The organism is Arthrobacter sp. EpRS71, from assembly GCF_001512285.1.
Classification (GTDB): domain Bacteria; phylum Actinomycetota; class Actinomycetes; order Actinomycetales; family Micrococcaceae; genus Arthrobacter.
In genome coordinates, this window is the sequence record NZ_LNUV01000003.1 from 98,889 (window position 1) to 116,578 (window position 17,690).

Genomic DNA, 17,690 nt, shown 5'->3' on the forward strand with positions numbered 1-17,690 from the left:
CCTTGTCCGTTGCGAGGCCCGCTCTACGCCCCAAACCCACAGGTTAGGCCGCAGAGCGGGCCTCGCATTCGTCCTTAAGCGTGCATTTCCCGGTGCGCTGCAGCCAGCTCCTTGTAGTGGGCGGCGTTGTGCTTGACGCCCTCGAACTCCTCATCGCTGAGCTCCCGGCGCACTTTTGCTGGAACCCCGGCCACCAGGGACCGGGGCGGTATAACCGTGCCTTCAAGAACCACGGCGCCGGCAGCAATGAGCGAGCCGGAACCGATCACCGCGCCGTTGAGGATGGTGGCGCTCATGCCGATGAGGCAGTCGTCCTCCACAGTGCAGCCGTGAACTACTGCGCTGTGCCCCACGGAGACGCGCTCGCCCACGGTGCAAGGAAAGCCGGGGTCGGCATGGAGGACCACGTTGTCCTGGAGGTTGGACCCTGCGCCCACGCTGATCGCGGCTAAATCGGCTCGAACGGAGACGCCATAGAAGGCGCTGGAGTCCTTGGCCAACGTGGCCTTGCCGATGATGGACGCAGTGGGTGCCACGAAGGCGGTTTCATGGATGGCCGGGGTGTCTCCGGCGAAAGTATAAGAGGGAGCCATGGCCCCAGCTTAGTTCCCAAGTAGGTCGCAGATCAGGTCGTTCTCAGCGCTGGGAACGACCTGATCTGCTACTCAGTTGGGTGCGGGGGTGCGGAGGAGCAGAAATTGGTAATGCTGGGACCAGTTTCCCGCGCCCGGCCCGGACTCCACGCCCACACCCTCCGGCCACGTCCGGAAGTGCTCCACCGAGCCGTGTTCGCCAAAGATCCGGCGCACGGTATCGTCGCTGCGGCGGCTGAAGAAACGCCGCGGTTCTTCGAGATCTTCAGGGTTCAGGACTTCGTCGTCGTCACCGGACCAGAGCCCGACGGCGATCGGCGCACCAGGGGCGGTGACCCGCACAAGTTCGCTGACGACGTCGTGAATCCTGCTATTGGGGACGTGCAAAAGGGTGCTCATGGTCCAGGCGGCGTCGAAGACTGAAGCTGTAAAGGGCAGGTCCCGTCCGCTGGCCACCGAGGCGTCGAGTCCGGCCAATCGCGCCACATGAACGCTCTCCGAGGACAGATCAACGCCGGTGTAGTGCAGCCCGGCGCGGACGAACTCCACACCCTCCACACCGGTGCCGCAGCCGAGTTCCAGCAGTGAGTGCCGCAGCTCAGCCTTCAGCAGCCGGATGAACCATTCCCGGCATTCAATCCGGTGCGGGGTCAAAGCCCGGGTGTTCCGGACGGCAGCATGGCGGTTGTAGTAAACCGCCAAGTCAGCTTCGTGATCGGCCTCGGGGATGCCGTGCATACCCTCAGCATAGGAGTGGCGCTAGTTAAACACTACGGTGCGGGTGCCGTCCAAGAGGACCCGGTGTTCTGCGTGCCATTGGACCGCCTGAGCCAGCGTGCGGCCCTCCACATCGCGGCCCATCTGGACGAACTGGGCTGCCGTCCGGGCATGGTCCACACGGATGACTTCCTGCTCGATGATCGGCCCTTCGTCGAGGTCCGCCGTCACGTAATGGGCAGTGGCCCCAATGATCTTCACGCCGCGGGCGTGCGCCTGGTGGTAGGGCTTGGCGCCCTTGAAGGACGGAAGGAAGGAGTGGTGGATGTTGATGGCCCGGCCGTTCAGCTCAGTGCAGAGGTCGTTGGAGAGGATCTGCATGTAGCGGGCCAGGACCGTGAGTTCAACGTCGTGTTCGGCGATGAGCTTGAGCAGCGCGGCCTCTGCGTCGGCCTTGGTATCGGCAGTGACGGGAATGTGGTGGAACGGAATGCCGTAGAACTCCGCCAGTGACTCCAGGTCCCGGTGGTTGGACACGATTGCCGGGATCTCAATGGGCAGTGTTCCGCCGCGCTGGGCAAACAGGAGGTCGTTCAGGCAGTGGGCGTCCTTGGAACACAGGATCAGGGTGCGCACTTTTTGACCCACGGGATTGATCTGCCATGTCATGCCAAACGCTTCGGCCACCGGCCGCAGCGCCGCCGTCAGTTCCGTCTGGGAGCTCGACGTCGTCGCCTCCACGCGCATGAAGAAGTTGCCGGTGCTGGGGCTTCCGTATTGCTGGGAGTCGGCGATGTTGCAGCCTGCCTCGAGCAGGGCGCCAGCCACCGCGTGCACGATGCCGGGGCGGTCGGGGCAGGAGAGTGTTACTACGAAAGCGGTGGAGTCAGTCACACGATCAAGCCTACCTGTGCTGCCTTGTTGTACTGTTAACGGGTCGCAACTGGCGTTGGGTGGACTACCACCAGGGAGCGGCAATCATGAAGACCACGGATCGTACGCCTGGGCCGAGGGTCATGTCTTACCGTTGCACGCACGTGACCGATCCCTCCGTCAAAAGGGGGACGCGGGAATGCTGCTGCCGGTAGCCTGACCTGTAGCACCACCCGTTGCCTAGCCAGGAGATTTCCGTGACTACCACAACCACTTCCGCGTCTGTCAGCAACCAGTCGCTTGCCGATCTCGATCCCGAGATTGCAGCAGTCCTCAACCAGGAACTTGGCCGCCAGCGCGGCACCCTGGAAATGATTGCGTCCGAAAACTTTGCGCCCCGCGCGGTGATGGAAGCCCAGGGCTCCGTCCTGACCAACAAGTACGCCGAGGGCTACCCGGGCCGCCGCTACTACGGCGGCTGTGAATACGTCGACGTCGCCGAGCAGCTTGCGATCGATCGCGTCAAGGAACTCTTCGGTGCTGAGTTCGCCAACGTCCAGCCGCACTCCGGTGCGCAGGCCAACGCTGCAGCTCTCTCCGCCATGATCACTCCCGGCGACAAGATCCTGGGCTTGTCCCTGGCACACGGTGGGCACCTGACCCACGGCATGAAGCTGAACTTCTCCGGCAAGCTCTACAACGTAGCTGCCTACCAGGTTGAAGAAGACAACTTCCGGATCGACATGGACAAGCTGCGCGAGCAGGCCATCGCCGAGAAGCCGCAGGTCATCATTGCCGGCTGGTCCGCGTACCCCCGCCACCTCGACTTTGCTGCTTTCCGCTCCATCGCGGACGAAGTTGGCGCGCTCCTGTGGACGGATATGGCGCACTTCGCCGGCCTGGTTGCAGCAGGACTGCACCCCAGCCCGGTGCCGTACTCCGACGTCGTCACCTCCACGGTCCACAAGACCTTGGCAGGTCCCCGTTCCGGTGTGATCCTTGCCAAGCAGGAGTGGGCCAAGAAGCTCAACTCCAGCGTCTTCCCGGGCCAGCAGGGTGGGCCGCTGATGCACGTGATCGCAGCCAAGGCTGTTGCGTTCAAGATCGCCGGCAGTGAAGAGTTCAAGGAGCGCCAGGAGCGTGTCCTTGAGGGCGCCAAGATCATTGCTGACCGCCTCAACCAGTCAGACGTCGCCGAAGCCGGCGTCTCGGTCCTCACCGGCGGTACCGACGTTCACCTGGTCCTGGTTGACCTGCGCAACTCGCAGCTGGACGGTCAGCAGGCTGAAGACCTCCTGCACTCCGTGGGCATCACCGTGAACCGCAACTCTGTTCCGTTCGATCCCCGCCCGCCGATGGTCACCTCCGGCCTCCGCATCGGTACGCCTGCCCTGGCTACCCGCGGATTCGGTGCCGCTGAGTTCACCGAGGTTGCCGAGATCATCGCCACCGCGCTCAAGGCCGGTTCCTCGGCAGACGTCGAGTCGCTGCAGGCCCGCGTGGACAAGCTCGCCGCTGACTTCCCGCTGTACCCGCAGCACGAGCAGTGGTAATCCGCGTCCCCGCGGAGAAATAACGCATCACCCGGGCATTGAACCGGGGCTGACGGGACCCGCCGCCATACGCCACGGCAGCGGGTCCCGTTGGCATGAGCCATTAGGTCACCCACCAGAAAGAGCAGATGGAATGACACAGTCCACCGCACAGATCCTTGACGGCAAGGCCACCGCCGCCGCCATCAAGGCAGAACTGACCACTCGCGTTTCCGTCCTGGCCGCCAAGGGAATCGTCCCCGGCCTGGGCACCATCCTGGTGGGCTCGGACCCCGGCAGCACCTGGTACGTGGGCGGCAAGCACAAGGACTGCGCCGAGGTTGGCATCCAGTCCATCCGCCGCGACCTCCCTGAGGACATCAGCCAGGAAGACCTCCTGACGGTCGTCCGCGAGCTCAACGACAACCCGGAGTGCACCGGCTACATCGTCCAGCTCCCCTTGCCCAAGCACATCGACCAGGACGTCATCCTGGAAGCGATGGACCCGGAGAAGGACGCCGACGGCCTGCACCCCATGAACCTTGGCCGCCTGGTGGCCAACGTGAACGGCGAGATGAAGTCCCCGTTGCCCTGCACCCCCAAGGGCTGTGTGGAGCTGCTCCGCCGCCACAACATTGACCTCAAGGGCAAGCGTGTCCTGGTGGTTGGCCGCGGAGTGACCATCGGCCGCCCCATTGGCCTTCTGTTGACCCGCAAGGAAGTCAACGCCACGGTGATCCTGGCCCACACCGGAACGGTGGACCTGCCCGCAGAACTCAGGCAGGCCGACGTCGTGATTGCCGCTGCCGGCGTGCCGCACATGATCAAGGCTGAAGACCTCAAGCCGGGCGCCATAGTGCTCGACGTCGGCGTCAGCCGCGTTGACGACGGCAACGGTAAGGCGGTTGTCACCGGAGATGTGGACCCGGCAGCTGCCGACGTCGCCGCCTGGCTGTCCCCGAACCCGGGCGGTGTAGGTCCGATGACCCGTGCCATGCTGCTCGCGAACGTTGTGGAGAGCACCGAACGCCAGGCCGGCATCGCCTGAAGACAGCAGTGAGGGAGGGCTCTTGCAGGAATATCTGCAAGAGCCCTTTCACATGTCGGTGGGTCCTACTAGTCTGCTGAGGGTGCACAACGAAGCAATCCGCTCTGCAAACCCTTCAGAATCGTCGCAATCCGGCGAGGACGTGAACCGGCCAACCGTCATCAGCGCCCGCAACCTCACCAAGAGCTACGGCGACCTCACGGCCGTGGACAACATTTCCTTCGACGTACCGGCGGGAGAGTCCTTCGGGCTACTGGGGCCCAACGGTGCCGGCAAATCCACCACCATGAAGATGATCGGCGGCGTCTCCCAACGCACGTCCGGCTCGCTGACCATCATGGGCTTGGACCCCGAATCCCACGGCCCTGAGGTCAGGGCGCATCTGGGGGTGGTTCCGCAGCAGGACAATCTCGACGAAGAGCTCAAAGTCCGCGAGAACCTGATCGTCTACGGCCGCTACTTCGGCCTGCCCCTGAGCTACTTAAAGCCGAAAGCCGATGAGCTCCTGGAGTTCGCGCAGCTGACGGACAAAGCCAATTCCAAGGTGGATGCACTCTCTGGCGGCATGAAGCGGCGGCTCACCATTGCGCGGTCGCTCATCAACGAGCCACGGATCCTGCTCCTCGACGAGCCCACCACGGGCCTAGATCCGCAAGCGCGCCACATCCTCTGGGACCGGCTCTTCCGGCTCAAGGAAAGCGGCGTGACCCTCATTCTCACCACCCATTACATGGACGAAGCTGAGCAACTGTGCGATCGCCTGATCGTGGTGGACAAGGGCCGCATCATGGCCGAGGGCTCTCCGGCTGCGCTGATTCGCGAGCACTCGTCGCGCGAAGTACTCGAGCTCAGGTTCGGGTCCGAGCGGAACGCGACCATCGGCGTCGAACTTCAAGGCATCGGCGAGCGGCTGGAGACGCTGCCGGACCGCGTGCTCATCTACGCGCACGACGGCGAGGCTGCCTTGGAGCAGGTCAGTGCCCGCGGGTTGCGACCCGTGACGTCGCTGGTGCGCCGCTCATCGTTGGAGGACGTGTTCCTTCGGCTGACCGGCAGGAGCCTCGTTGATTAGGCGACAGTTGACTGACTCCGCGAACAAGCCAATCACGACGCCGGTGCCTCCGTTGCGGGCCCACTCGCCTGAGGTTTCTGCTGCCCGGGCGCGGCGTTGGGGTGCCTTCTTCTATGCGGAGCAAGTGCTTCGTGTCATGCGCAACTACGGCTGGTCCGTGGTCCTGTACAGCGTGGGGCAGCCGGTTGCGTATCTGTTTGCCATGGGGGTGGGGCTGGCCAGCCTGGTGGATGCCAACAGCGAGGCTGCGTTCGGGGGCGTCAGCTACCTGGAATTCGTGGCTCCGGCATTGCTGGTTTCCGCGGCTGTGATGACGGCCTCGGGTGAGTTTTCCTACCCCATCATGGACGGCTTCAAGTGGCGCAGGGTGTTCTACGGCCCGCATGCTTCACCGTTGATTCCGCAGCAGATCGCCAGCGGCCACATCATGGCCAGCACGGTGCGGTTCCTGCTGCAATCCGTGGTGTATTTCGCGGTAGTGGCCATGTTTGGTGCTTCACCGAGCCCGTGGGGATGGGTGTCTGCGCTTGTGGCAACCGTAGCGGCGTTGTCTTTTGGGCTCCCGTTGATGGCGTACGCCGCGAGCATCACCCAGGACAAGGGTCAGTTCGCGCTGGTGCAGCGCTTCATTGTGATGCCGCTGTTTCTGTTCTCGGGGACGTTCTTCCCGCTGGATTCTCTGCCGATCGCGGTGCGTTGGATCGGCTGGATATCACCGGTGTGGCATGGAACCGAGCTGGGCAGGGTCTTCACGTACGGCATGGATCAGGACCCGTTGCTGACCATCACGCATGTGGTGTTCCTTCTGGCCACGGCAACTGTGGGCTGGGTGCTTGTCCGGCGCCAGTTCGTCAAAAGGATGGGCTCATGAGTGTGCTGACAGGTGGCCACAGTGCCACGGATCTTGCCCGGGAGCGGAAGTTCGGTTCCCTGTACTCGCGCAACGCCAAGGCTGTTGTGGGCCGTGGGCTGATGGCGGCCAAGAGCAGTACATGGCTGGTGATGGTGTCCGGCTTCTTCGAACCAGTGTTGTTCCTGCTGGCCATGGGCGTGGGTATGGGCTCGATTGTGGGAACGGTTCAGGGGCCGGGCGGCGAGGAGATCAGCTACGCGGCCTACATTGCCCCCGCGCTGTTGGCGGTCTCTGCCATGAACGGGGCCATCTACGACTCCACGTGGAACGTTTTCTTCAAAATGAACTTCGCCAAGCTCTACCAGGGGATGCTCTACACATCGTTGGGACCCTTGGACGTAGCCATCGGTGAGATCTTCCTGGCCCTCCTGCGCGGACTGCTGTATGCCACCGGATTCACGGCCGTCATGGGGGTGATGGGGTTGCTCACCAGTTGGTGGGCCATCTTGGTGATCCCCGCCTCGGTGTTGATCGCGTTCGGCTTCGCGAGCTTCGGGATGGGTATTACCAGCTTCATGAAGACGTTCCAGCAGATGGACTGGATCAACTTCTTCCTGTTGCCCATGTTCCTGTTCAGCGCCACGTTCTACCCGCTCAGCGTCTACCCGCAGGTCATCCAGTGGTTCATTCAGGCAATGCCCCTCTGGCACGGCGTGGAGTTGTTGCGGCAGATCAGCGTTGGCTCGTTCAGTCCTGCAACTGCCATTCATGTGGGGTACTACGTAGTGATGATCGCCCTCGGCATCATGCTGACCACCGGAAGGCTCCGCCAGCTGTTCCTCAAATGACTCCCTGTTCGCCGTCCGTGGAAGCCGGCACGGGCACCATTCCACGTTTGAGACAATTGAGCCATGCAATCTCTCGGTGACCCGCACCCGTCCACGTCCCCCGCCGGCAAAGGCATGTTCAAGGGCTTCCGCATCGGCGGCCTGGGGATGACCGTCGTCATCATCGCTTTCCTGGTAGCCGTCATTTTCGCGGCCAACCAGAACGATGTTGTGGGCTGGGTCGTGGCAGTGGTGGCCTTCGGATGGCTGGCCCTTGCAACGTTCGTGGTGCTGAGTATCCGCAAGGCCGCGCAGCGGGCCGGCGCCAAGTTGACCGAGGCGCAAAATGCGTTCAACGCCGCAGCCGGCCGCGCGCCATCGTCGTCCACTGCTGACAATGGCGGCACCCGGGTGGTTGCCGAGCGCAGCCAGGCCGACGAGGTGCGCGACCTCAAACTGGACCACTCGTTCAAGATCGTCCAGGTGCAGGTCCGTGTGGTGGACGAGGAACGTGCCAAGGGCGGCGCAGCCGACCAGGACACCATCAACCGCGCCTTGGAAACCATCGCTATTACGGCAACCAACGCACGGGACATGATCAAGTCCTCCGGAGGCTCGGAAGAGCCCATGTCCGGCACCATCATCGACTAGAGTGGACCGGGTGAGTACGGCATTGAAGAAGGACTTCCTTCGCATCGCATCAGTAAACGTCAATGGCCTGCGGGCTGCCTACAAGAACGGCATGGCGGAGTGGCTGGAGCCTCGCGGGGTAGACATTCTCTGCTTGCAGGAAGTCCGGGCCCCCGACGACATCGTCAGGAAGTTGATCGGCGAGGGATGGTACATCCTTCACTCCGAGGCTGAAGCGAAAGGCCGCGCCGGCGTCGCCATCGCGTCCCGCGAGGAGCCGACTGCCACCCGCGTGGGAATCGGCGACGATTACTTCGATACGTCCGGCCGCTGGGTTGAAGCGGACTTCTCCGTCAACAACAGTGCAGGCGAATCCGCCACCCTCTCCGTGGTCAGTGCCTATGTGCACTCCGGAGAAGTGGGAACTCCCAAGCAGGACGACAAATTCCGGTTCTTGGACGCCATGACTGTCCGACTTCCGGAACTTGCCAAGCACAGCGACCATGCGCTGGTAGTTGGCGACCTCAACGTCGGACACACCGAACTCGACATCAAGAACTGGAAGGGCAACGTCAAGCGTGCCGGCTTCCTCCCGGAGGAGCGTGCGTACTTTGACCGCTTCCTCGGCGAAGAAATCGGATGGAGGGATGTCCACAGGGGCCTGGCAGGTAATGTCGCCGGCCCCTACACCTGGTGGTCCCAGCGCGGTAAGGCCTTTGACACCGACACTGGCTGGCGCATCGACTACCACCTGGCCACTCCCGGTCTCGCAACAGCGGCTTTCTCGGCTGTCGTTGACCGGGCGCCTTCGTGGGACACCCGCTTCTCTGACCACGCACCGCTGGTAGTCGACTACCGGCTCTAAGCTTCCTAAGGTATTCCTCCATGACTAGTTCCATCACGACTGAAACCGGCACGGCCGCCGCTGATCCCCAGTCCGCGACGTCCACCAAGCTTGCAGTTGGCGCCAAGCACCGTGTCCTGTCCGGTATGCAGCCCTCCGCCGACTCGCTGCACCTTGGCAACTACCTGGGCGCGCTGGTCAACTGGGTTCGGATGCAGGACGAGTACGACGCCGTCTACTTCATCCCGGACCTCCACGCGATCACGGTCCCGCAGGATCCCGCAGAGCTCGCACACCGCACCCGTGTCACCGCGGCCCAGTACATTGCCGGTGGCGTGGACGTGGACAAATGCACGTTGTTCGTCCAGTCTCAGGTTCCGGAGCACGCCCAACTGGCGTGGGTCCTTAACTGCATCACCGGCATGGGTGAAGCCTCCCGGATGACCCAGTTCAAGGACAAGGCACAGAAGCAGGGTTCGGACCACGCAAGCGTTGGCTTGTTCACGTACCCCATCCTGCAGGCCGCGGACATCCTCCTGTACCAGCCGCACGGTGTGCCGGTGGGCGAAGATCAGCGTCAGCACGTGGAGCTCAGCAGGGACCTCGCCAACCGCTTCAACAGCCGGTTCGGGGAGACATTCCAGGTGCCTGAGGCCTTCATCCAGAAGGAATCGGCAAAGATCTACGATCTCCAGAACCCCACGGCCAAGATGTCCAAGTCGGCCGAGTCGCCCGCCGGCTTGATCAACCTGCTGGACGATCCCAAGACGGTGGCCAAACGCATCAAGTCGGCAGTCACGGACACCGAGACCGAGATCCGCTACGACCGCGAGAACAAGCCGGGCGTCTCCAACCTGCTGACCATCTACTCTGCCATCAGCGGCACTCCGGTGGAGAAGATCGTGGCGGACTATCAGGGCAAGATGTACGGCCACCTCAAGGTTGACCTCGCCGAGCTGGTCTCCAGCCACTTGGCTCCTATTCGGGAACGCGCCAACGAACTCCTTGCTGATCCGGCGGAACTGGACCGGCTCTTGGCGCTCGGAGCGGACAAGGCCCGCGGGATTGCCTCAGCCACCCTGGCGGATGTCTACTCCAAGGTTGGGTTCCTGCCCTACCGTGGGGATTCCGCACGCGGCGAGCAGGGAGTCCGCTAACTCCATGTGCTCTGCTGGCCAGTTCAACGTCAAGACCGACACCCGTCGTGGTGCCGGTCCGGACGATTCCAGCCAGCTGGCTGTCACCGGTGCTGATTGCGGTGCCGGTGACACCATGTGCGTGGGCGTGATCCTTGGGTTCCCACCGGAAATTGCCCGCGAACTCCAGGAGTGGCGGGCCTCCTTCGGTGATCCCATGGCCGAGGTTATTCCCGCCCACATCACGCTGATCACCACAACGCCCACTCAGGACTGGGCCGCCACCCGCGAGCACGTACGGGACGTCGCCAGGACGCAGGAACCGTTCAACATCACCATCTCGGGCACGGGGTCCTTCCGGCCTGTCTCGCCTGTGGTGTTCGTCAACGTCGAAGAAGGCTTCGAAGAATGCGTGCAGCTGCACGAGAAACTTCAGAGCGGCCCACTCGAACGCATGCTGCCCTTCCCGTACCACCCGCACGTCACGGTGGCCCACGATGTCGCCCAGGAAAATCTCGACGAAGCCGAAACGGTGCTCAGAGATTACCGGGCGACCTTCCCAGTGGTTAGCATGGGACTTTACGAGCACGACACCAATGGAATTTGGCAGCTACGGGAAGAGCTCGACTTTGGCGGCAATACTGACGAAGAACAGCAAGCGGATTCACGCCACAGAGGCGGACGTTCCTCCGCTGCCAATTGAGCTGGCCAAGCTCAAACTGGAGCTTCTCCGCAAGCGGCAGGACTGGGGCCAGGCCAAGCGCTCCAGCGGTGGCCTGCCCCAAAAGGCCGGCGCGTTCTTTGCGCTCTTCATGGCCAAACTCAACACCATCCGGCCCATGCGTGCCTTCCAGCATTACACCCGCCAGCACGGGCCCCTGCTGAGCGCAGGTATCGGCTTCAACATGTTCTTCTCCGTGACCGGTTTGCTCACCACTGGTTTTGCGGTGGCAGGCATCGTACTGGGCGGAAACCCGGCCCTGCAGAATGCTGTGATCAACAGCGTGGCAGCGGCCGCCCCGGGGCTCCTGCAGGTGAATGGCGGTGAAGGCCTGGTGGATCCACAATCACTGCTCAACCCATCCGGACTTGGATGGACGGCCGTCATCGCAGCGGTTGTGACGGTCTTCGTTTCCCTCGGCTGGATCGCCAGCATCAGGGAAGGACTCCGGGGGGTCATGAGCGCCGACCCCTTGGTACGAAACCCGATTCTTCAAAAGCTCATCGACGCCGGCACTCTGCTGCTGCTCGGTGTCATCCTTGTCATCAGTGCAGGCGTCTCGCTCGTCTTCGGCACAGCGGCGGACTGGCTCATCGAGTTGCTCAAGCTGGACGAGGCCATTACCGGGCCCATAGCTGCGACCGTCAAGATTGTGGTTCCGCTGCTGCTGAACTGCGCGACGGCGGCGGTGCTGTTCCGGATTGCGGGTGGCCTCAAGCTGGGGCGCCGGGCGTTCCTGGAGGGCGTGGTGCTGGCGGGTGTTGGGACCACGGTCCTGCAGTTCTTCAGCACGGAGCTTCTTGCACGCTCCGGCAACAATCCGGTTCTGGCCTCGTTTGCCATCATCATCGGCTTGCTGATCTGGTTCAACCTTGTGAGCCAGGTGTATCTGGTCTCGGCGTCATGGTCAGCCATTCGCGAGGCCGACACGGGGTCGGGAGATTCCCCGCGCAAGAAAGTCCTCGGTTCGCGTCGGGTAGCGCCGCGTACCTGACAGTTCAAACCGGGAGTACGCCATGAACAACCAACTGTGGATCGCTTGCCTCATAGGGGCTGCGGCCGGGCTCGTTGTTGGGCAGCTGGTTTTCAACTCGCCCTTCCTGGGCATCCTCATCGGTGTTGGTCTCGGCGCGCTCGTTGGGGCTGCCGTAGGACCCCGGCGCGGATAGCTGGAACAACGCGGGGTCACTTATGGCCCTTTAGAGGGCGCATAAGGGGCCATAAGTGACCCCGCGTTGCTGCACCTATGGCGCCTGCACCAGCCCTTCCCACGCTACGGTCCAGTCGGAAGGGAACCCGGGTGCGTGCCGTTCGGGTCCGTTGTCCCAGCCGGCGGCCATCAGTGCCACCGCAGCAAGAAGCCCGCCATTGCCCGGCAAGTAGAGCGGCAGGGAGTCGGTTTGGCGGTTGTGGCCGTTGGGGAGGACCGTATTCTTACCGGCGCCCAGGAGGAGCGCGTCCACTGCGGCCTGCGGGTCCTCGAGCCGTGCGGCGGTCATGGCCATGACGGGGTAGTCCCAGCCCCAGGTGCTGTCCCAGTCCCAGTCGGCCAGGACGTCGGTGAGGGTCGCGCGCATGATGGCCGGATCAATAAGATCGGTTTGCGGGAGGACTCCGAGGGCGCACAGCATGGACGGGTGATCGGTGCGAATGGTGAACGGTTCAACGTCGATCGCAGCGTAGACGCCGTTCATCACACGCGGTGGCACCATTCCAGCAGCCACGTCAGTCCATTCCTGCACAGGTTCAAGTCCCAGCCGCTCCCGCCAGGCAGCGGCAGTCTGGAGGCCCCACTGCCAGTAGGCCAGCTCAAACGTGGGATTGCTGACCTTGGCCCGGATGGAGCCGTAGCTTTCCTGCGCCGGAATCAAGGGTGGGCCAAGGTCGAACCCGCGTGAGGTGGGATGCGCAAAGCTGGCCATGAAGGCAGCAGACTCGAACACGATCTCCGCGAACTCCTCCAGGACTTCCCGGCTGGGGTCGGCCCGGTACACCAGTTCGGCAAGGTGAATGGGGTGGGGCTGCTGCCAGATCAGGAACGTCCCGATGGGGCTGGGGCTCTCCCTGCCGTCCGGTCCCACCTGTTTGGGCCAGCGAACGCCGTCGAATCCTTGCGCTTTGGCCGTCTGGCGTGATGTCTCCAGCACGGTGGAGTACCACCGCATCGACGGCAGGAGCAGTTCCACACGGTTCCAGTGAGCAAAGTGCGCGGCGTGCCACCAGTGCATCTCAAGATGAAAGCGGCCACGCCACGAATTGCAGACCAGCCCTGTTTCCTGCGGAGGCAACGAGCCTGAACAATTGATGGCCGTCAGGTACTGGGACAACACGATCCTGCGCTCCAGTTCCTTCGCCCGCGGATCATCTGTGGCATCAAGCTCAATTGCACCACCCGAGGACCAGAACTCCGGCCAGTAGGCCGCGGATGCCTCCATGACGGAACGTGCCGCTGAAAGTTCGACGCCGTTGCCCGCCTTCGTGGAGCGGGTTGGCTGGTGTGCTTGGCCGGCGTGCCTGTTGTTGCCTCTGGGGATGCAGTCACCATCCCCGGCGGAAACGAAAGCAACGCTGAAGTCCAGGACACCAGCGGAACCGCTGGGGGAGACCCGTAGCCTGTGTTGTTCGGCCTGTTCCACCGCCAGGTCTTCACCGGTGATCAACACTTGGTAGCGGGAAGCGTCCAGTTCGCGGTGCGCTGTCCACACTGGGGAGGCGTGGTGGTCTTGCACGGGCGATGGTTCGCTCAGCGTGGTGGTGTGCGCCTCCGGGCTGTTCCAGTCTGCTGCGTCGTGCCAGGCTTCGGAACCGTACGGGAAGCCGATGCTGACAACCAGGCCGGCACCAAGCGCCGTCGACTCCACGCGGAAGCCCACCTCATCGCGGTCCGGGTGGCACGCCGTCGTGACTGTGACGTGGTGGCCTGCCAGCGTGAAGCGGCTTGTTACTACCCCCGTCCACAGATCCAGGGTTTGTTCGGTGCCGGTGATGTCGGCGGGGATGAGGGGACGTTCGGCTCCGTCCTCCATCCAGCTGAAGCCAATGCGTCCCAGGTCCAGCCGATGGGAGTTGGCGCGGAGCCACGTTTCTGCTCGGGAGGTGTCCGTCTCGCGGTCGTTGACGATGTTGCCCACCATGTCCACGTAAGGCACAGGGCCTCGCGGCGAATCGTAGAGGACGGTGGAACCAGCCAGGTGGTAGGGCTCCGGTGGTGGAACCGAGTGCCAACCCCACTGCGCTTGAGTGCCGAGCAATGTTCCCGGTGGTAGCTCGTCGCGGGCGCCCACGGGGTAGTCGTTGGGCAGTGATTGGAGCCCAGTGAGATCCACTGTAAAGGCAAACTCGCCATTGCCCACGGAGACGGGGCTTCGCGGATCCAGTTGGTGCTGCCTGACGTTGTGTCGCTGGACAAGTGCCTTGCGATCGATGGTGGGGGATTCCGAAGTCTTGCTTTGGCTGTGCACTGCGCACGCCCTCCTGATGCTGTCTGCTTTGACTGCTGCTGGGGACAATCCGGTCAAATGCTGTTGGGACGACGGCTCCGCCGTGGCGGAGCGGCCATGAGAAACCGTTTTCCGAAACGATTCAATCCTTGTCATGCTGCGAGTGGATGTCAACCCCTCCTTCGCCGAGGCTGGTGCTACGCAAGCACCACGGTGTCCTCAAGCTCGTCGAGCGGGAAGAACGCCGCCCGCTCGTGCGGACTGTTGTTGGGCTGGTGGAGCGTCAGGAACAGGCCGCCGTCGAGGTTCCGGCCGATCATGCCGTGGCCGCCATCGGTGCTCCAGAGGGGTTCTGGTTCCTGGACCCAGGGCCCCGCAACTGTTCCGGATTCGCTTCGCGCGATTCCCATGGCGTAGCCTTGATCGCCGAAGCTGGACCAGAGCATGATGAGCTTCCCGCTGGAAAGCCGGAAGAGGAACGGGCCGTCGGTGACGTACACGGGAAACTCCCTGTTCCGGACTGAAGGGACGTCCAGGGCGCGGGACCATGGAGCCTCCGAAGCGCTGAAGAGGAAGACCGGTTCGCCCTCAGCGGTCCGCAGGTCAGGGCTAAGCCGCTGCGCCATCATGGTGCCGTCGTGGACCTGCTTCCACTCGTGGCAGAACACCATCCACGGATTCCCTTCATGGTCCACGTGGAGCGTTCCGTCCAGGCACTCCCAGCCGCCGGGAGTGACCGGACCATCGCTCCATGGCTCATAGGGGCCCTCTGGCTTGTTTGCTGAAAGTATCTGTGTTCCCCGGACGTGCTCAGGAGCGGTGAACGTGGAAAACATAAAATACCGCCCGTGGTACTCATGGACCTCCGGCGCCCAATATTGCTCGTGGCTCCAGAAATCCGGGGATGGGCGAAAGGCGGGCTGCGGACCCTCCCATGTCTCCAGGTCGGTGCTTCGATAACAGTCGAAGCCTGTGGCGGGCCCTGACCAAATGTTCTTGTCAGTGCTTCCGAAGAGTAGATATTCCCCGGATTCCGGCAGGGTGAGGACGAAGGGATCCCGGATTTGGATCTGGTCCAAGTGGTGGGTCAAAGCGTGCTCCTTTGCAGGCCTAAATAGTTCACGGTGGAAACTATTGACGAATATACACTGCCTTGATACGTTTCAGGAACCGTTTTCTTGAGTCTGAAAGAAGCTTACCCAATGGCGCGTAAATCTCCCCGCAGCATCCGAAAATCCATTGCATTCTTCACTGCGGTGGGCCTGCTTGGCCTCACCACAGCGTGTTCCAGCCCGTCGTCCAACCAGCCCGAGGATGGCCCGGTCGAGATTCGGTTTTCGTGGTGGGGCAACGCCACCCGTGCCGAACTGACCAACAAGGCCATCAAGGAGTTCGAGGCAGCCAACCCCAACATCAAGGTCAAACCGGAGTACGGCGACATCGGAGGCTACTTCGACAAATTGGCCACCCAGGTCGCGGCCAACGACGCCCCCGATGTCATCACCATGGGTGGCGCCTACCCGGCGGAATACGCCAACCGTGGCGCACTGCTGGATCTGTCCAAGGTCGAAGGGCCGCTGAATCTCTCCGCAATGGATCAGGGGGCCTTGGAAAACGGTCAGGTCCAAGGCAAGCAGTACGGTGTCTCCACGGGCGCAAATGCCCTGGCCATCGTGGTCAACCCCGCCGTCTTCCAAGCTGCGGGCGTGGCCCTTCCGGACGACAGCAAGTGGTCCTGGGACGACTTCGCAAAGACAGCTGAGGACATCACTGCCAAGAGTCCCAAGGGAACCTACGGCACCGCCACCGTCCTCACCCATGATTCACTTGATGCCTTCGCCCGCCAACGCGGAGAATCCCTGTACACGCAGGATGGCCAGCTGGGTCTGAGCAAGGAGACCGTTCAGGACTACTTCGATTTCTCCGTCAAACTCAGTGAGTCAGGGGCAGCGCCCAGTGCTTCCGAAACTGTGGAGAAGCTCAATGTCAGCACCGAGCAGACACTCATGGGGATGGGGCAGGCCGGCATGATGCTCACCTGGACCAACTCCTTGACCGCCCTCAGCAAAGCCTCCGGCGCTGAACTCAAGCTGCTCAAACTGCCCGGCGAGACCCCAACCCCCGGCATCTGGCTTCAGTCATCGCAGTTCTACACCATCTCTGCCCGCAGCAAGCACACGGACGCTGCTGCAAAGCTCGTCAGCTTCCTCGTCAACAATGAGGCTGCCGCCAAGATCATCCAGAGCGACCGCGGCGTGCCCAGCAACTCCGGCATGCGCACGGCCATCCAGGACCTTCTGACACCTCAGGGCAAGGTGGAAGCAGCTTACATAGATCAGATCGGCAAGATGGACTTCGCGCCAACATTCATCGGTCCCACCGGTTCAACGGCTGTCTCCGAGATCACGGCACGCATCAACACCGAGGTCCTCTTCAAGAGGCTGAGCCCGGAGAAGGCCGCCGAGCAGTGGTTGAGCGAAAGTAAAGCGGCCATCGGCAAGTAGTACCCATGTAGGTCGCAGATCAGGTCGTTACGAACGCTCATAACGGCCTGATCTGCTACTTAGTTGGGCGCGCAGGGCACCTTAGTCGGCGTCCCGGACCACAAGATACGGGTCTGCCCAGGCTCCGATGATCCTGGCAACCCGTGCCGCCTGGCCCTTCCCGGTGAGGAGATGCTCGCTGCCCTCCAACGAGATAAAGCTCCGGGGATGCCGGGCCGTCCGGAAAATTTCACTGGCGTTGTCGATCCCCACGGTGTTGTCAGTGGGGGAGTGCATCACCATCAGCGGCTTGTGGAGGGTGCGGATGCAATCGCGTAGATCAGCGCGTTCCACGTCCTCCACAAAATGGCGCCGAACCTCCATGGGCCTACCGCCCAGATCCACCACAGCGCTGCCATCACGTAGGATGGAGTCGATCTCGGTGTCAAACATGTGCTCAACATGCTTGGGCTCGTAAGGTGCGGCAACGGTCACCACGGCGTTCAGGCCGGGGATGTCGCGGGCTGCGGCCAGCACAGCGGCACCCCCAAAGGAGTGGCCCACCAGGAGTGAGATTCCCCGGCCTTGGTCCTGCATGAAGGTGGCAGCCAGGATGGTGTCGGCTACCTTGACGCTGAAGGATCCGGCCGACCATTCACCGGCGGAGCCGCCCAGGCCCAGGTTGTCGAAGCGGAGCATCCCAATGCCCTGTTCCGCCAGCCCTTTGCAAATGCGTGACGCTGCCGGGCTGTCCTTGCCGAGCGTCAGGCCGTGGGAGTACAAACCCCAACCGCGCACGGGTCCCTCGGGCACGTCCACGATGCCGGCCAAAGTCTCGCCGGTGCTTCCGGTGAAGCTGATCTTCTCAGAGCGTGACACGCTGATCTCCTTGCGTAGCGGTGACGGTTCCGGCGGCGGCTG

Annotated in this window: 18 protein-coding genes and 1 riboswitch; of the genes, 12 read left to right on the plus strand and 6 right to left on the minus strand. The window is 62.8% G+C overall.

The features are described 5' to 3' along the window. Positions 1-74 precede the first annotated feature (74 nt). The 3 genes from AR689_RS03370 to purU all read right to left on the minus strand — a co-directional run bounded on the left by AR689_RS03370 (position 75) and on the right by purU (position 2,204). Positions 75-593, minus strand: a complete 519-nt coding sequence (locus AR689_RS03370) for a gamma carbonic anhydrase family protein (RefSeq protein WP_062066816.1) — start codon at positions 591-593, stop codon at positions 75-77. 72 nt (positions 594-665) lie between these two features. Further along, positions 666-1,331: a class I SAM-dependent methyltransferase gene (locus AR689_RS03375; RefSeq protein WP_062066819.1), complete on the minus strand. Its 666-nt coding sequence runs from the start codon at positions 1,329-1,331 to the stop codon at positions 666-668. Positions 1,332-1,352: 21 nt separating this feature from the next. Further along, positions 1,353-2,204, minus strand: a complete 852-nt coding sequence (purU, locus tag AR689_RS03380) for a formyltetrahydrofolate deformylase (RefSeq protein WP_062066822.1) — start codon at positions 2,202-2,204, stop codon at positions 1,353-1,355. A 35-nt stretch (positions 2,205-2,239) separates the two neighbouring features. After that, positions 2,240-2,325: riboswitch (ZMP/ZTP riboswitch) on the plus strand. A gap of 115 nt (positions 2,326-2,440) precedes the next feature. On the opposite strand from purU, the gene glyA reads away from it, so the two are divergent. From glyA to AR689_RS23275, 11 genes are all read left to right on the plus strand, one after another. Then, entirely contained in the window at positions 2,441-3,736 is a 1,296-nt protein-coding gene (glyA, locus tag AR689_RS03385; RefSeq protein WP_062066823.1) for a serine hydroxymethyltransferase, read from the plus strand. Positions 3,737-3,869: 133 nt separating this feature from the next. Then, on the plus strand, positions 3,870-4,763 hold the full coding sequence (locus AR689_RS03390) for a bifunctional methylenetetrahydrofolate dehydrogenase/methenyltetrahydrofolate cyclohydrolase (RefSeq protein WP_062066826.1): 894 nt from the start codon (positions 3,870-3,872) through the stop codon (positions 4,761-4,763). A gap of 142 nt (positions 4,764-4,905) precedes the next feature. After that, complete coding sequence (locus AR689_RS03395; protein WP_062068550.1) at positions 4,906-5,835, plus strand: ABC transporter ATP-binding protein; 930 nt, start codon at positions 4,906-4,908, stop codon at positions 5,833-5,835. 31 nt (positions 5,836-5,866) lie between these two features. Then, the gene (locus tag AR689_RS03400) at positions 5,867-6,706 is read left to right on the plus strand and encodes an ABC transporter permease (RefSeq protein WP_197412821.1); all 840 of its coding nucleotides are present in this window, start codon (positions 5,867-5,869) and stop codon (positions 6,704-6,706) included. Further along, positions 6,703-7,536 carry an ABC transporter permease gene (locus tag AR689_RS03405; protein ID WP_011773963.1) on the plus strand — a complete coding sequence of 278 codons (834 nt, stop codon included), beginning with the start codon at positions 6,703-6,705 and terminating at the stop codon, positions 7,534-7,536. The genes AR689_RS03400 and AR689_RS03405 overlap by 4 nt, the downstream gene beginning before the upstream one ends. 63 nt (positions 7,537-7,599) lie before the next feature. Continuing rightward, positions 7,600-8,166, plus strand: coding sequence for a hypothetical protein (locus tag AR689_RS03410; protein ID WP_062066829.1), 567 nt, complete (start codon positions 7,600-7,602; stop codon positions 8,164-8,166). A 10-nt stretch (positions 8,167-8,176) separates the two neighbouring features. After that, on the plus strand, positions 8,177-9,010 hold the full coding sequence (locus AR689_RS03415) for an exodeoxyribonuclease III (protein WP_062068554.1): 834 nt from the start codon (positions 8,177-8,179) through the stop codon (positions 9,008-9,010). A gap of 20 nt (positions 9,011-9,030) precedes the next feature. Then, complete coding sequence (gene trpS / locus AR689_RS03420) at positions 9,031-10,146, plus strand: tryptophan--tRNA ligase (RefSeq protein ID WP_062066832.1); 1,116 nt, start codon at positions 9,031-9,033, stop codon at positions 10,144-10,146. A gap of 4 nt (positions 10,147-10,150) precedes the next feature. Beyond that, a complete protein-coding gene (locus AR689_RS03425; protein WP_062066835.1) occupies positions 10,151-10,828 on the plus strand; it encodes a 2'-5' RNA ligase family protein in 678 nt (225 codons plus the stop codon). Beyond that, the gene (locus AR689_RS03430) at positions 10,755-11,840 is read left to right on the plus strand and encodes a YihY/virulence factor BrkB family protein (protein ID WP_062066838.1); all 1,086 of its coding nucleotides are present in this window, start codon (positions 10,755-10,757) and stop codon (positions 11,838-11,840) included. Before AR689_RS03425 ends, AR689_RS03430 begins: the two co-directional genes overlap by 74 nt. A 22-nt stretch (positions 11,841-11,862) precedes the next feature. Next, the gene (locus tag AR689_RS23275) at positions 11,863-12,015 is read left to right on the plus strand and encodes a hypothetical protein (RefSeq protein ID WP_197412800.1); all 153 of its coding nucleotides are present in this window, start codon (positions 11,863-11,865) and stop codon (positions 12,013-12,015) included. Positions 12,016-12,090: 75 nt separating this feature from the next. Here the strand turns inward: AR689_RS23275 and AR689_RS03435 are convergent, their stop codons facing one another. After that, positions 12,091-14,307, minus strand: a complete 2,217-nt coding sequence (locus AR689_RS03435) for a hypothetical protein (RefSeq protein ID WP_062066841.1) — start codon at positions 14,305-14,307, stop codon at positions 12,091-12,093. Positions 14,308-14,483: 176 nt separating this feature from the next. Beyond that, the gene (locus AR689_RS03440; protein WP_062066844.1) at positions 14,484-15,377 is read right to left on the minus strand and encodes a glycoside hydrolase family 43 protein; all 894 of its coding nucleotides are present in this window, start codon (positions 15,375-15,377) and stop codon (positions 14,484-14,486) included. A 111-nt stretch (positions 15,378-15,488) separates the two neighbouring features. On the opposite strand from AR689_RS03440, the gene AR689_RS03445 reads away from it, so the two are divergent. Continuing rightward, the gene (locus AR689_RS03445) at positions 15,489-16,790 is read left to right on the plus strand and encodes an ABC transporter substrate-binding protein (RefSeq protein ID WP_062066847.1); all 1,302 of its coding nucleotides are present in this window, start codon (positions 15,489-15,491) and stop codon (positions 16,788-16,790) included. A gap of 81 nt (positions 16,791-16,871) precedes the next feature. On the opposite strand, the gene AR689_RS03450 is transcribed toward AR689_RS03445, so the two are convergent. Next, entirely contained in the window at positions 16,872-17,648 is a 777-nt protein-coding gene (locus AR689_RS03450; RefSeq protein ID WP_062066850.1) for an alpha/beta hydrolase family protein, read from the minus strand. Positions 17,649-17,690: the final 42 nt, after the last annotated feature.

What these genes read in the sequence shown, in the direction of transcription:
- AR689_RS03370 (WP_062066816.1), bottom strand. Translation starts at nt 593, where the DNA reads ATGGCTCCCTCTTATACTTTCGCCGGAGACACCCCGGCCATCCATGAA.
- AR689_RS03375 (WP_062066819.1), bottom strand. Translation starts at nt 1,331, where the DNA reads ATGCACGGCATCCCCGAGGCCGATCACGAAGCTGACTTGGCGGTTTAC.
- AR689_RS03390 (WP_062066826.1), top strand. Translation starts at nt 3,870, where the DNA reads ATGACACAGTCCACCGCACAGATCCTTGACGGCAAGGCCACCGCCGCC.
- AR689_RS03405 (WP_011773963.1), top strand. Translation starts at nt 6,703, where the DNA reads ATGAGTGTGCTGACAGGTGGCCACAGTGCCACGGATCTTGCCCGGGAG.
- AR689_RS03410 (WP_062066829.1), top strand. Translation starts at nt 7,600, where the DNA reads ATGCAATCTCTCGGTGACCCGCACCCGTCCACGTCCCCCGCCGGCAAA.
- trpS (WP_062066832.1), top strand. Translation starts at nt 9,031, where the DNA reads ATGACTAGTTCCATCACGACTGAAACCGGCACGGCCGCCGCTGATCCC.
- AR689_RS03425 (WP_062066835.1), top strand. Translation starts at nt 10,151, where the DNA reads ATGTGCTCTGCTGGCCAGTTCAACGTCAAGACCGACACCCGTCGTGGT.
- AR689_RS23275 (WP_197412800.1), top strand. Translation starts at nt 11,863, where the DNA reads ATGAACAACCAACTGTGGATCGCTTGCCTCATAGGGGCTGCGGCCGGG.
- AR689_RS03445 (WP_062066847.1), top strand. Translation starts at nt 15,489, where the DNA reads ATGGCGCGTAAATCTCCCCGCAGCATCCGAAAATCCATTGCATTCTTC.